Raw genomic sequence first — 14,617 nt, 5'->3', positions numbered from 1 at the left:
TCGATGCGCGACAATAAACCGTAGGAGCGAGGCTTGCCCGCGAAAGCGTCAGCCCAGACAGCACTCTTCTCCCGGATTCACAGGCAAAAAAAAGGGGAGCACATGCCCCCCCGAGGTTTAAAGCGGTGTATCGAGACTGTTATCTCAGCCTTCGATCTCAATCAGGATTTCGCCCGGGTTCACCCGGTCGCCCTTGGCCACGTGGATGGCGGTGACCTTGCCGGCGATGGCCGCCTGGACTTCGGTTTCCATCTTCATGGCTTCGGTGATCAGCACGGCTTGCCCGGCTTTCACGGTGTCGCCTTCCTTGACCAGCACATCGACGATGTTGCCCGGCATGGTGGTGCTGACGTGGCCCGGTGCCGTGGCTTGTTTGCGCTTGCTGCTGCCGCCGCTGACGAATTCGTTGAGCGGTTCGAACACCACTTCTTCCGGCATGCCGTCGATGGTCAGGTAGAAGTGACGCTTGCCTTCAGCCTTGACGCCGACACCGGTGATGTCGACGCGGTAGGTTTCGCCGTGGACATCGATGACGAACTCGGTCGGTACGCCTTCGCCGCCGGCCGAAGCCACGCTACCGGCTTCAGGAATCGGCAACAGCACTTCCGGTGTCAGGGTGCCGGCGTTGCGTTCTTCGAGGAACTTGCGACCGATGTCCGGGAACATGGCGTAGGTCAGCACGTCTTCTTCAGACTTGGCGACCGCACCGATTTCGGCACGCAGCTTGGTCATTTCCGGCTTGAGCAGGTCGGCTGGACGAACGTCGATCACCTCTTCGCTGCCGATGGCCTGGCGACGCAGTTTTTCGTTCACGATACCCGGCGCTTTGCCGTAACCACCTTGCAGATAAAGCTTCACTTCGTTGGTGATGGTTTTGTAGCGCTCGCCGGCCAGCACATTGAAGAACGCCTGGGTGCCGACGATCTGCGAGGTCGGCGTCACCAGCGGCGGGAAGCCGAGGTCTTCACGAACCCGCGGGATTTCGGCCAACACTTCGCTCATGCGGTTCAGTGCGCCCTGCTCTTTCAGCTGGTTGGCCAGGTTGGAAATCATCCCGCCCGGTACCTGGTTGACTTGCACACGGGTGTCGACGGCGGTGAATTCGCTTTCGAACTGGTGGTACTTCTTGCGCACGGCATAGAAGTACAGACCGATCTCTTGCAGCAGTTCCAGGTTCAGGCCGGTGTCGAACTCACTGCCTTTAAGGGCGGCGACCATCGATTCGGTGCCTGGGTGACTGGTGCCCCAAGCGAAGCTGGAGATCGCGGTGTCGATGTGATCGGCACCGTTTTCGATGGCCTTGAGTTGGCACATCGCGGCCAGGCCAGCAGTGTCGTGGGAGTGGATGAACACTGGCAGCGATTGCTCGCTTTTCAGTGCCTTGACCAGTTCGCCAGTGGCGTACGGGGTCAGCAGGCCGGCCATGTCCTTGATCGCCACCGAGTCGCAACCCATGGCTTCCATTTGCTTGGCTTGCGCCACGAACGCCCCAATGGTGTGCACCGGGCTGGTGGTGTAGGCGATAGTGCCCTGGGCATGTTTGCCGGCGGCTTTCACCGCTTCGATGGCCACGCGCAGGTTACGCACGTCGTTCATCGCGTCGAAGATGCGGAACACGTCGATGCCGTTGACCGCTGCTTTAGCGACAAAGGCTTTAACCACGTCGTCGCTGTAATGGCGGTAGCCCAGCAGGTTCTGGCCACGCAGGAGCATTTGCAGGCGTGTGTTAGGCAGCGCCGCGCGCAGTTGGCGCAAACGCTCCCACGGGTCTTCCTTCAGGAAGCGTACGCAGGCGTCGAAAGTCGCGCCGCCCCAGCATTCCAGCGACCAGTAGCCGACTTTGTCGAGCTTATCGCAGATCGGCAGCATGTCTTCGGTGCGCATGCGGGTGGCGAGCAGCGATTGGTGGGCGTCGCGCAGGATGGTGTCGGTAACGAAGATTTTCTTGGTCATTGGAATATTCCTCACAGGCCTGCGTGGGCGGCGATGGCGGCGGCGATGGCCAGGGCCAGCTCTTCGGGTTTGCGCTTGATCGAGTAGTTGGTCAGTTCAGGGTGGCTTTCAACGAAGCTGGTGTTGAACTGGCCGCTACGGAATTCCGGGTTACGCAGGATTTCCTGGTAGTACGCGGCGGTGGTCTTGACCCCTTGCAGACGCATGTCGTCGAGGGCACGCAAGCCACGGTCCATTGCCTCTTCCCAAGTCAGCGCCCACACCACCAGTTTCAGGCACATGGAGTCGTAGAACGGCGGGATGGTGTAGCCGGTGTAGATCGCCGTGTCGGTACGAACGCCAGGACCGCCGGGTGCGTAGTAACGGGTGATCTTGCCGAAGCTCGGCAGGAAGTTGTTTTTCGGGTCTTCGGCGTTGATCCGGAATTGCAGCGCGAAACCGCGATGCTGGATGTCTTCCTGTTTCACCGAAAGCGGCAGGCCGGACGCGATGCGGATCTGCTCACGCACAATGTCGATGCCGGTGATTTCTTCGGTGATGGTGTGTTCCACCTGCACCCGAGTGTTCATCTCCATGAAGTACACCTCGCCCTCGGCGAGCAGGAACTCCACGGTACCGGCGTTCTCGTAACCCACAGCCTTGGCCGCACGCACCGACAGGTCGCCGATGTAGGCGCGCTGTTCCGGGGTCAGTTGCGGGCTCGGGGCGATCTCGATCAGCTTCTGGTTGCGGCGCTGAATCGAGCAATCACGCTCGAACAGGTGCACGACGTTGCCAAAGCTGTCGCCGAGGATCTGCGCTTCGATGTGTTTCGGATTGACGATGCACTTTTCCAGGAACACTTCCGCCGAACCAAAGGCCTTGGTCGCTTCGGAAATGACCCGTGGGAATGCTTGTTCAAGATCTTCTCGGCTGTCGCAGCGACGGATACCCCGGCCGCCACCACCGGAGGTGGCCTTGAGCATGACCGGATAACCGATGCGGTCGCCTTCAACCAAGGCTTCGGCGATGTCCGCAACGTTGCCCTCGGTCCCGGGAGTGACCGGTACGCCCGCCTTGATCATGCTGCGACGGGCTTCAGTCTTGTCGCCCATGCGGCGGATCACTTCAGCCGATGGACCGATGAACTTGATGCCGCGCTCGGCGCAGATATCTGCCAGCTCAGCGTTTTCCGACAGGAATCCGTAGCCGGGATGCAATGCATCACAACCGGTTTCCACTGCCAGATTTACCAATTTGCGCGCATTCAGGTAACCCGCTAGTGGCTCGGCACCGATGCTGTGGGCCTCGTCCGCACGCTTCACATGCAAGGCATGGCGGTCGGCGTCGGAATAGATCGCGACCGAGCGAATGCCCATCTCGGCGCAAGCACGCACGATTCGTACGGCAATCTCACCACGGTTGGCGATCAGGATCTTTGTTATCACTTGGAGGTTCCCTTGAGCCGGTGGTACCCACGACCTGCTAGACCAGGTCGACGCGTGACTAAATGTTTCAATTTAGTCGCAGCCCCACACTAGCCCCCATGAGGGATTAACAAAAATGATTAATAATTGGGTCAGGCATAAGTAAAGACTTATAGTTGAATCACCAGCCTGCGGCGAGACTCCTTATAAAATGCGTAAGTCCTTGATGCGTATGACATTACGTCAATTGCAGATCTTCAATGAAGTCTGTGATTTGAGGTCCTACAGCCGCGCGGCTGACGAAATGTCCCTCACACAACCTGCCGTGAGCCTACAGATTCGTCAACTTGAGGAGCTGATTGGCCAACCTTTGTTCGATTACGTCGGCAAAAAACTCTACATGACCGAAGCCGCGGAAGCGCTTCAGCGTGCCAGCCGAGACATTTTCGGGCGCCTGGAAAACCTCGACATGCAGCTGTCGGACATGCAGGGCTCACTGCAAGGGCAGCTGAAACTGGCGGTGGAATCCAGCGCCAAGTATTTCGTGCCGCACTTGTTTGCCGCGTTCAAGCGCCAGCACCCGGAAGTGAACCTGCAACTGACCGTGGTGAATCGCGGCCAGGTCATCCGGCGCCTCTCGGACAACCGTGATGATCTGGTGATCATGTCGATGGTGCCGCAGGACATGGGGCTGGAGTTCCTGCCGTTCCTTAACAACCCGATCGTCGCCGTGGCACCGCCGGAACATCCGCTGTGCCACATGGGGCCGCTGCGCTTGCAGGATCTTGAGCCTTACACGCTGCTGATGCGCGAACCAGGGTCCGGTACGCGGATGGCGTGCGAAGAGTATTTCAAAGAGAAGCGCGTGCACTTCACCCAGACCCAAGAGGTCGCGTCGGCCGAAGCCCAGCGTGAATGTGTGTTGGCGGGTCTGGGCGTCGCGCTGTTGACGCGCCACGCCCTGAACCTGGAGTTGGCGACCGGCGGACTCATTGAGCTGCCGGTCGAAGAACTGCCGCTGTATCGCAGCTGGTGCCTGGTGCAGGCCAAGGCTAAACGCCTGTCACCGGTGGCTCACGCGTTCCTTGCGTTTATCCGCAGCGAACGGGTGCAGATCAGCGCGCTGGTTGAGCGTTTCGACGGGAAGCTACGGGAGCTGCCTGCCAGTAGTTGAGTTCCAGTTCGTCAGGAAAATCGCCAATCTCGGCCAGAAGCTGACGGCGTTCGGAGCGATCTTCGATGGCGCGGCGGAATTCCATGCGGCGCTGGTCTTCTTGCTGACGACGGGTTTTCAGGGCGCTGTTGCGTTCTTCGTAGGGCTGGGCCATTTCGAGTCTCCCAAGGCGATTACGGGAGTTACACGATGAACGCTGGGGATGACGGTTTGGCGGCGGGCGGGTTACAGGGATGTGAATATTGCCGGGTTCTGCAGGCGGGGCAAAAGCAAAGATCGCAGCCTTCGGCAGCTCCTACAGGGGAATGTGAACACCCGTAGATACCGTCTTGAATCTCACCGAGCAAGCGCAAATTCAGGGTCATATGGCTGGCCCGATTTGAGCACTGCGTAAACGTAATGCAGCAGCTTGCGCATGGCAGCACAGATGATCTGCTTGGGGGCCTTGCCGTTGGCCTTCAGGCGATCTTTCATGGCGATTATTGCTTTGTTGTGTTGCAACGCGACCAAGCCCGGCATGTATAGGCCTGCGCGCAAGCGCGCTGAGCCGATCTTCGAGATCGGGCTGCGGCCCTTGAGGAGCCCTGATTCCTGGAGTTCTGGATTCAGGCCAGCAGCCGCGACAAGTTTTCGAGGGTCGTCGTACTTGCGCAGGTCGCCCAGCTCAGCCAGCAACCGCTCAAGCGTTTTCTCGCCAATGCCGTCGATGGTCACGACCAAGTCGCGCATCTGGCGCATGTCGGGGTCGTCATCGATATGTTTTTTGATCGCCTTGTGGGTTTCAACGATTTCTTTTTCGATGTGGCCAATCACCGAGTTGATCGACTCTTTGACCTTTTCGTCGGACACGTCCAGACGATTACGCTCCATTTGCTCCATCTCTTGAAGGTCATCCAGGCGACGAACCATGGCCTTCAGTTGGCGGAACTTCAGCGGTTCCGGAGCCCAAAGCTTGAGCTTTTCATTTTTTTCTTTAGCGAAGTCGGCGATCAGCTTGGCATCACTCTTGTCGGTTTTGATCCGACGTAACTCGCTGCCCGCATACGCGTGAGTCGTGGCCGGATTCACCACGCAGACCCGATAACCCTTGTTGTAGACGAACTCGGCGAGCTCCAGATGATAGACACTGGTCGCTTCCATCACGATCAGGGTCGAAGGCTCGGCCTGCTTCTGCAACCAAACTTCAAACTCTTTGAAACCCTTGGAATTGTTAGCCAGTTTGGCCTTGGTTTTATGCTTGCCATTTGGCAGATGTGTAGCGATATCAAAGGTGTTTTTAGCGACATCGACGCCGACGAAACTGGACATAACACTCTCCCAATCAGATCAATTGCGATCATCACTGCACTCTGTCCGACCTTGCGAATGCGGGCTCTAGCCAGAGGCGGGCCCAAGATACCGTTCGAACTATACGAGTGAGTGCGGAGGGTTGGAGCACGATCTACGTCACAGGCAAAAAGCCTAAGGAGCTGCACGGCTTCCAGGTCCCTCCCTCGATGATCAGTCGAGAACTATCGCTCCTGACGGAGCAATAGTCGAGATACAAGGAGCTGCCAAGGCTGCGATCTTTGGATCTTAGTCGTCCAGCGCTTTCACCGACTTGGGCGACAACCGCAAGCTACGAAGGCTGCGCTTGACGCTTTTCAGGTGATTAACCAGGCTCGGCCCGCGCGCCATGGCCACGCCCATCGCCAACACGTCGATCACCACCAGATGGGCGATGCGCGAGGTCAGCGGCGTGTAGATTTCGGTGTCTTCATGCACATCGATTGCCAGGTTGACGGTCGACAGCTCGGCCAACGGCGTCTGGCTCGGGCACAAGGTGATCAACGAGGCGCCGCTTTCACGCACCAGGTTCGCAGTGATCAACAAATCCTTGGAACGCCCGGACTGGGAAATACAGATCGCCACGTCGGTCGGCTTCAACGTTACCGCCGACATCGCCTGCATGTGCGGGTCGGAATAGGCCGCTGCGGTCAGCAACAAACGGAAGAACTTGTGCTGGGCATCCGCCGCCACCGCACCCGACGCGCCAAAGCCATAGAACTCGACGCGCTGGGCCTGAGACATCAGCGACACCGCCCGCTGCAATTCGACCGGATCGAGCTTCTCGCGAACCTCCATCAACGTGTGCAGCGTGGTGTCGAAGATTTTCAGGCTGTAGTCAGCGACCGAATCGTCTTCATGAATTGCGAACTGCCCGAAGCTCGCACCGGCCGCCAGACTCTGGGCCAGCTTCAGCTTCAAGTCCTGGAAACCGGAACAACCAATGGCGCGGCAAAAGCGCACGATGGTCGGCTCGCTGATGCCCACACTGTGGGCCAGGTCGGCCATGGAACTGTGCATCACCGCCGCAGGATCAAGCAGCACGTGGTCGGCGACCTTGAGCTCCGACTTGCGTAACAGGTGGCGTGACTGGGCGATGTGTTGCAGCAGATTCAAAGGGGTCGACTCTTTGTTATTGGCAGGTGCCGGGGATGTAGCACGCTTGTAGTTATACTACATGAATCGGCTTTTTGCCCGTTCAATGCGTAACAACATCCCCCCATTTCAGGCACGCGCGCTTCATGTAGCACTCCCGGCCCGGATTCAGTGGGACACAGCACAAAAATTTACCCATGCACTACATATGTACCGCACCTGAATAAGCCGAGCTGCATAGATTGGGTCGTGCAGGACGCAATCAAACTTATTACAGGAGTTATCAACCATGACCATTCAAACAAGTGACTGGGTCGCGCAAATCGACCGGATGCCGGGCAATCCTTCCTTTCGCACCTATGGCACCGTGCGCGTCGCACATCCGGGCATCACGCCGACACTGCTGAAAAGCAAAAAACAAGACAAGTCCTCCGATCTGCGGCTGGAACTGAAGCTTGAGAATTCTGGCGGCATTTTCATTCAGGTCGAAACGGACAAACCGGTCACCTACACGGAGCCAGGTGCTTCGCAGGTCACCGGCGTAAGCATCTTCTTCGAAGGTAAATTGCTGCACCGCATTGATAACGTGCTGACTACAAACTAAGCGCGAAAGGTTTCGTTCACCGGCTGCGTATTCGCCCGCCAGACCAACAGCGTCTGGCGGGCCTTTTAGCGATTCATTCCGCAAGCTGCTCTCGAAGCAAACCTGCCAAGGCTGTGGCATCCACAGGCCGACTGATCAGATAACCCTGCACTTCATCACAACGCTCGGCGGTCAGAAAATCCAGCTGCTGCTGGTCTTCCACGCCCTCTGCGACAACCTTGAGCGACAACCCATGCGCCATCGCAATGATCGCCCGGGTAATCGCCGCATCCTCGCTGCCCTCCCCCAAGCCCCGGATAAACGCCTGATCGATCTTCACGTAATCCACTGGAATACGCTTGAGGTAGCTCAGTGATGAATAGCCAGTACCAAAATCATCAATCGCCAGTTTCACACCCAGATCACGCAACTGCTGGAAGGTCGCGATGATGTGTTCGACGCTGTCCAGCAACTGGCTTTCGGTGAGTTCCAGTTCCAGGTGGTGCGGCGCCAGACCGGTTTCCTCCAGCACCTGGCGCACCAGACTGACCAGTTTTCCCTGACGCAATTGATGCACCGACAGGTTGACCGACACCCGGATTGGCTCAAGCCCCTGGCGCTGCCATTCGCAGGCTTGCCAGCACGCCTGACGCAGCACGAACTCGCCAATAGGGCCAATCAACCCGGTCTCCTCGGCCAAGCCAATGAAATCGCTTGGAGGCACCGAGCCCATTGTCGGGTGGTCCCAGCGCACCAAAGCTTCGGCGGCGTTCAGCCGGCCGGTGGCGAGGCAGAGTTTCGGTTGGTAAAACACCTTCAACTGCTTTTCTTCGATGGCTTTGCGCAACTGGTTCTCGAGCTGCAAACGCTCAAGGGTGCTGGCTTGCAAGCTGTCGGTGTAGAACTGGAAGTTGTTACCGCCCAGGTGCTTGGCATGTTGCATGGCCATGTTCGACTGACTGACCAGCGCGGAAATTTCTCTCGCGTTGTCCGGCAACAGGCTGATGCCCATGGACGCACTGACCACCAGTTCATGGCCGTCGACCGTCAACGGCAAGCGCAGCTTGGTCGACAACCGGGTTGCCACCCGCGCCAGGCTCGACAAGTTGCCGTAGGCGTCGAACAACACCGCGAACTCGTCACCGGACAGCCGCGCAATGGTGTCCGCCTCAGGCAACGCATTCACCAGCCGCCGAGCCATTTTCTGCAATAGCTGGTCGGCGATCTCATGGCCAAGGCTGTCGTTGAGCAGCTTGAAACGATCCAGATTGATGTGCAGCAACGCGAGGCTGCGCCGACCGCCCTGACGCACTCGCTGATGAGCCTCGCGCAGCCGTTCATGGAACAGCGAGCGGTTGGCCAGGCCCGTGAGTTCGTCGTAATGGGTCAGGTAGCGCATACGCTCTTCGGATTCGCGTCGGGCGGATAGATCGGCGAAGAAGCCTACAATATGACTAACCTTTCCCCGAGAATCGCGCACTGCGTTCAATTGCAGCCATTGCGGATACAGCTCGCCATTCTTGCGGGTTTCCACCAGCTCACCCTGCCAACTGCCGTGTTGCTCCAGTGCCTGATGAATCGCGGTGTAGTGCCGGCGGGCATCCCGACTGCACGGCAAGTCCACGACGTTGCGCCCGAGCATGTCCTCGATGTCGTAGCCGGTTACCCGGCTGAAGGCTTGGTTGACGGCGATCAGCGCGTAATTCGGGTCAAAGATCACGATGCCTTCGCTGGCTGCCTCGAACACCGTCGCCGCCAGTTGCCGCTGTTCCTCCAGGCTTTTGCTGGCACTGATATCGCGGCGAGTGCCGACCATGCGGATCACCCGGCCAGTTTCGCTGCGCTCCACCGCGCGGCCACGGTCTTCAATCCAGACCCAATGGCCGTCGCCATGCCGCACGCGGTATTCGATCTGATAATCCTCGCTGCGGCCCTTCAAGTGCTCGACCAGCGCGCGCTTGAGGGACGGCACATCGTCCGGATGCAGACGTGGCCTGAGGTGGCTGAGCATGGCGGTCACGTACTCCGGCGCCAGGCCGAACAGCTCCTGGAGCTGGGTGTGATGGACTTCGTCGGTTTGCAGGTTCCAGTCCCACAACCCGAGTTCACTGGCTTTCAATGCCAGCGCCAGGCGTGCCTCGCTTTTGCTCAAGGCTTCGGTGGCGGCGCTCAGCTCCAGACTGCGCTCGGCGACGCGGTGTTCCAGTTCGACCTGGGCTTCACGCAATTCTTCTTCAGCGCGGCGGCGCTGGTCGATTTCCTTGGCCAGTTCGTAATTGAGTTGGTCGCCCTGGGTTTGAGCGTGCTGCAAATGCTCGATCAACGCCTGATTCTGGAAGCGCCGCAACAATCCGCGATCAATCAGCCGATTGACCTGCCAGGCCACGACGCTCAACGAGCCCAGCAAAATCAGCCCGAACCAGCCCCAGCCCTGCTGCTGTTCATCACCGCCCCAGAACATATAGCCGATGGGCGGCAACAGGCAGGGCAAGGTAAAGGAGAGAAATGCCGGCAGGCTGACCGCGTAGGCCACGCTGGCCGAGAGAGCGGCGGCGCCGATCAGGCCGAACACCCAGGCTTGCTGGATGAAGGTGTCCGCGGGCACCAGGGCAATGCCGGCACCGGCGAGGGTCAGGCCGGTCATGGCCGAACCCAGTAAAAACATGCGAATCCAGACTGGATGGGCCTGACGGTTGGGAATCGCCGAATCGAAGGCCGCGACCTGAATCACTCGCAGCGCCACCAGTGACAGCAACCAGACCAGCCAGACGCTGACCAGGAAATAGCGTTGCGGGCTCCAGAGCAAACCGGCGCAGACCAGACCGTTGATCAGCATGAACAGCGTCGGCAACAGCGAGCCCTGGTAAAGCAGGCGCGTGCGTTCGACCGCCATTTCCATAGCGTACTGTTTACGAATAACCCGGGGCTCCACAGAGGGGCCCGACAGGTCGGAGCTGAGGGTCATAGGCAATGTTCTTGTTCTTATAATGAGCGTGGTGAGCCCGAATTGTGCACGGAGCATACACAAGCAAAGGCCGGGACCAAACCGCCCCAAGTGACAAAGTAGACCAAAGTATCGACCGCTGACGGCGGTATAAAAGTGTCCAAGCGAGCCCCGCCGCCGCTTGCAGCCAGTGACCGACCGGTCGTCCTCCCTTCATCTTTCATCGGCTAAATCAAAGCGGGGTTTGCCCGGTGTGACGCTGCCCCCTAGAATGCCCCGATGCGCGATGATCTCTCCCTTCTGCTGAACTCCCTCAACGATGCCCAACGCCAGGCCGTAGCTGCCTCCGTGGGTCGTCAGTTGGTCCTGGCCGGTGCTGGTTCCGGTAAAACCCGAGTGCTGGTGCACCGTATCGCCTGGTTGATCCAGGTCGAAAACGCCTCGCCCCACTCGATCCTGTCGGTGACCTTCACTAATAAGGCCGCTGCCGAGATGCGTCATCGCATCGAGCAGCTGATGGGTATAAACCCGGCCGGCATGTGGGTCGGCACCTTCCACGGCCTGGCGCACCGCTTGTTGCGGGCGCACTGGCAGGAAGCCAAGCTGAGCCAGACCTTCCAGATTCTCGACAGCGACGACCAGCAACGGCTGGTCAAGCGGGTGATCCGCGAGTTGGGCCTGGACGAGCAACGCTGGCCGGTCCGTCAGGCCCAGTGGTTCATCAACGGGCAGAAAGACGAAGGTCTGCGCCCGCAACACATTCAAGCCAGTGGCGACCTGTTCCTGGCGACCATGCGCAGCATTTATGAAGCCTACGAGGCCGCGTGCCTGCGCGCCGGTGTCATCGACTTCTCCGAACTGCTACTGCGCGCCCTCGACCTGTGGCGCGATAACCCGGGGTTGCTGGCGCATTATCAAAAGCGCTTCCGGCACATTCTGGTGGACGAGTTCCAGGACACCAACGCCGTGCAGTACGCCTGGTTGCGGCTGCTGGCCAAGGGCGGCGACAGCCTGATGGTGGTCGGCGACGACGACCAGTCGATCTACGGCTGGCGCGGGGCGAAAATCGAGAACATCTATCAGTACTCCGACGACTTCCCGGACGCTGAAACCATTCGTCTGGAGCAGAACTACCGTTCCACCGCCGGCATCCTCAAGGCTGCCAACGCCCTGATCGCCAATAACACCGGGCGCATGGGCAAAGAGTTGTGGACCGATGGGGGCGAAGGCGAAGCAATCAACTTGTATGCCGCGTTCAACGAACACGATGAAGCACGCTACGTGGTGGAAACCATCGAAAGCGCGCTGAAAACCGGCTTGGCTCGCAGTGATATTGCGATTTTGTACCGCTCCAACGCCCAATCCCGCGTTTTGGAAGAAGCCTTGCTGCGCGAGCGCATCCCGTACCGCATCTATGGCGGTCAGCGCTTTTTCGAACGGGCGGAAATCAAGAACGCCATGGCCTACCTGCGCTTGCTGGAAGGTCGTGGTAACGATGCGGCGCTGGAGCGGGTGATCAACGTCCCGGCCCGCGGCATTGGCGAGAAAACCGTCGAAGCGATTCGCGACCACGCGCGTCATAGCGATGTGTCGATGTGGGAAGCCATGCGTTTGCTGGTCGCCAACAAAGGCCTGACCGGCCGTGCTGCGGGCGCCTTGGGTGGGTTTATCGAGCTGATCGAGAACCTCGCCGCCAAGTGTATGGAAATGCCGCTGCACCTGATGACCCAGACGGTCATCGAGCAGTCCGGGCTGATCGCCTATCACGAAGCGGAAAAAGGCGAGAAAGGCCAGGCCCGGGTAGAAAACCTTGAGGAACTGGTCAGCGCTGCGCGCAATTTCGAGAAAGCTGAAGAAGAAGACGAGGACCTGACGCCACTGGCCGCATTCCTCGGCCACGCTTCGCTGGAAGCCGGCGACACACAGGCTGACGAACACGAAGACAGCATTCAGCTGATGACCCTGCACAGCGCCAAAGGCCTGGAATTCCCTTACGTGTTCCTGGTGGGCATGGAAGAAGGCTTGTTCCCGCACAAGATGAGCCTGGAAGAACCCGGCCGTCTTGAAGAGGAACGCCGTCTGGCCTACGTCGGTATCACTCGGGCCATGCAGAACCTGGTCATGACCTACGCTGAAACCCGACGCCTGTACGGCAGTGAGACCTACAACAAGGTCTCGCGTTTCGTACGTGAAGTGCCCAAAGGCCTGATTCAGGAAGTGCGGCTGTCCAACAGCGTCAGCCGTCCGTTCGGCGGTGGTCAGCAGCAGAGTTCCAGCAGTTTGTTCGGCGGCAGCGAAATCCCGGACACCGGCTTCAGCCTCGGCCAGGCTGTTCGGCATTCAGTGTTTGGCGACGGCGTGATCCTGAACTTCGAAGGCGCCGGGGCCCAGGCTCGGGTGCAGGTGAATTTTGGCGAAGGCAGCAAGTGGTTGATGCTTGGCTATGCCAAGCTCGAAGCGATCTAAAGCCCAGCAGAGGGCTAATGTGGGAGCGGGCTTGCTCGCGAAGGCAACACCGCGGTTTTACAGAAACACCGCGTTATCGCTCTTCGCGAGCAAGCCCGTTCCCACGGGGTTTTGTGCGGCATCCAAGCTGACACGGTTGATCTTATAAAGGCGCGAATCATGGGCTCAGGCTTTTTTTCTTCCTGGACATTCTGGGCCCTGCTGTCAGCGGCATTCGCCGCCATGACTGCAATCTTCGCGAAGATCGGCATCGAAAATGTCAATTCCGACTTCGCCACCCTCCTGCGCACCATCGTGGTATTGGTCAGCCTGGCCTTGATTTTGTACGCGACGGGCCAATATCAGTCATTAGGATCGATCTCTGCCAAAAGTTACCTGTTCCTGCTGCTATCAGGACTGGCGACTGGCGCCTCATGGATTTGCTACTTCCGCGCGCTGAAACTCGGCCCGGCCTCGCTGGTCGCTCCAGTGGACAAGCTCAGTGTGGTGTTGGTGGCCGTCCTCGGCGTGATCCTGCTGGACGAGAAACTCGACCTGCGCCAATGGGGTGGAATTGGCCTGATCACCGCCGGAGTGGTAATGCTCGCGTTGCGACGCTGAGCAAACTTCCGGCAGAACCTATCCACTTGTCCTACAGACAAAAGTACAAGGCCTTATTGCCCCGACGTAGCTGAACGCAACCTGTCAGGCAAAAGCCCGAAACACTCTGCCGCTAGCCAGTGTCACTTCAGCTGTGCAACATGGCGCGCGTGCCATCCACAAATGGGAATTCCCTTTATGAAACGTTTTCTTAGCATCGCCATGGCGTTGTGCATCGGCCTGACGATGAGCCTCGACGCCAACGCCAAGCGCTTTGGTGGCGGCAAAAGCGTCGGCGCTGCGCCGACCCACCAAACCAGCCAAATGGCCCCTTCTTCCGCCGCGGGCGGCGCTGCGGCGACCGCTGGTGCTGCCGGTGCCGCAGGCGCTGCGGCCAAGGCCGGCGGTGCTTCGCGCTGGCTCGGCCCTCTGGCCGGTATCGCTGCCGGCGGCCTGCTGGCCTCCATGTTCATGGGCGGTGGCTTCCAGGGCATGCAGATCTTCGACATCCTGATCATGGCGGTCATTGCCTTCTTGATCTTCCGCTTCATCGCCGCCCGTCGCCGCAAGCAGCAGGAGCACATGGCTCCGGCTGGCGCGCCGATGCAGCGTGAAGTGTTCGAGAACAAGCCTGCCAGTGGTTCGATCTTCGGCGGTTCGGCTGCACCTGCTGCCGCTCGTCCGGTGATCAATGCTCCGGCCTGGTTCAATGAACAGAGCTTCGTCGAAGCGGCCCGCAACCACTTCCAGTCCCTGCAGCAGCATTGGGACGCCAACGAAATGGACAAGATCGCCGAGTTCGTGACCCCGCAGATGCTGGAGTTCCTCAAGCACGAACGTGCAGATCTGGGCGAAGGCTTCCAGTCCACCTACATCGATAACCTCCAGGTACAACTGGATGGCGTGGATGATCGGGCGGACAAGACTATCGCCACCCTGACCTTCAGCGGTGTGTCGAAGACTTCGCGCTTCGACCAGGGCGAAGTGTTCAGCGAAAGCTGGAACATGGAACGTCCACAGGGCGAGAACCAGCCTTGGCTGGTCGCCGGTATCCGCCAGAACGGCTGAACCGACGCGCAATAAACCTGTCG

At 59.2% G+C, this 14,617-nt stretch carries 11 protein-coding genes; 5 read left to right on the top strand and 6 right to left on the bottom strand.

The genetic code is table 11. The annotated features are described in order from the left end of the window. Nucleotides 1–144 precede the first annotated feature (144 nt). Complete coding sequence (gene oadA / locus AC1MEW_RS03620) at nucleotides 145–1,953, bottom strand: sodium-extruding oxaloacetate decarboxylase subunit alpha (protein WP_201199130.1); 1,809 nt, start codon at nucleotides 1,951–1,953, stop codon at nucleotides 145–147. Nucleotides 1,954–1,964: 11 nt separating this feature from the next. Beyond that, a complete protein-coding gene (locus AC1MEW_RS03615) occupies nucleotides 1,965–3,380 on the bottom strand; it encodes an acetyl-CoA carboxylase biotin carboxylase subunit (protein ID WP_201199131.1) in 1,416 nt (471 codons plus the stop codon). 190 nt (nucleotides 3,381–3,570) lie between these two features. On the opposite strand from AC1MEW_RS03615, the gene AC1MEW_RS03610 reads away from it, so the two are divergent. Then, entirely contained in the window at nucleotides 3,571–4,533 is a 963-nt protein-coding gene (locus AC1MEW_RS03610) for a LysR family transcriptional regulator (protein WP_322270023.1), read from the top strand. Here AC1MEW_RS03610 and AC1MEW_RS03605 read toward each other — a convergent pair. From AC1MEW_RS03605 to hexR, 3 genes are all read right to left on the bottom strand, one after another. Next, entirely contained in the window at nucleotides 4,475–4,687 is a 213-nt protein-coding gene (locus AC1MEW_RS03605) for a PA3496 family putative envelope integrity protein (RefSeq protein ID WP_201199133.1), read from the bottom strand. The genes AC1MEW_RS03610 and AC1MEW_RS03605 overlap by 59 nt on opposite strands. 182 nt (nucleotides 4,688–4,869) lie before the next feature. Next, complete coding sequence (locus AC1MEW_RS03600) at nucleotides 4,870–5,841, bottom strand: IS110 family RNA-guided transposase (protein WP_480423023.1); 972 nt, start codon at nucleotides 5,839–5,841, stop codon at nucleotides 4,870–4,872. A gap of 267 nt (nucleotides 5,842–6,108) precedes the next feature. Further along, a complete protein-coding gene (gene hexR, locus AC1MEW_RS03595) occupies nucleotides 6,109–6,975 on the bottom strand; it encodes a transcriptional regulator HexR (RefSeq protein ID WP_008027445.1) in 867 nt (288 codons plus the stop codon). 268 nt (nucleotides 6,976–7,243) lie between these two features. Here hexR and AC1MEW_RS03590 point away from each other — a divergent pair, with 268 nt between their 5' ends. After that, nucleotides 7,244–7,558, top strand: a complete 315-nt coding sequence (locus tag AC1MEW_RS03590; RefSeq protein WP_201255046.1) for a hypothetical protein — start codon at nucleotides 7,244–7,246, stop codon at nucleotides 7,556–7,558. Nucleotides 7,559–7,631: 73 nt separating this feature from the next. On the opposite strand, the gene AC1MEW_RS03585 is transcribed toward AC1MEW_RS03590, so the two are convergent. Further along, entirely contained in the window at nucleotides 7,632–10,502 is a 2,871-nt protein-coding gene (locus tag AC1MEW_RS03585; protein WP_480425430.1) for an EAL domain-containing protein, read from the bottom strand. A 258-nt stretch (nucleotides 10,503–10,760) separates the two neighbouring features. Between AC1MEW_RS03585 and uvrD the strand changes: the two genes are divergently transcribed. The 3 genes from uvrD (at nucleotide 10,761) to AC1MEW_RS03570 (ending at nucleotide 14,594) form a co-directional block, all read left to right on the top strand. Then, complete coding sequence (gene uvrD, locus AC1MEW_RS03580; RefSeq protein ID WP_323569989.1) at nucleotides 10,761–12,947, top strand: DNA helicase II; 2,187 nt, start codon at nucleotides 10,761–10,763, stop codon at nucleotides 12,945–12,947. A 159-nt stretch (nucleotides 12,948–13,106) separates the two neighbouring features. After that, the gene (locus tag AC1MEW_RS03575) at nucleotides 13,107–13,547 is read left to right on the top strand and encodes an EamA family transporter (RefSeq protein WP_201190686.1); all 441 of its coding nucleotides are present in this window, start codon (nucleotides 13,107–13,109) and stop codon (nucleotides 13,545–13,547) included. 177 nt (nucleotides 13,548–13,724) lie between these two features. Next, a complete protein-coding gene (locus AC1MEW_RS03570; RefSeq protein ID WP_480425429.1) occupies nucleotides 13,725–14,594 on the top strand; it encodes a Tim44 domain-containing protein in 870 nt (289 codons plus the stop codon). Nucleotides 14,595–14,617: the final 23 nt, after the last annotated feature.

Source organism: Pseudomonas sp. ASL4, assembly GCF_056680395.1.
Note: the sequence above shows the minus strand (reverse complement) of the source record. Positions and strands in the feature narration are given on the sequence as shown.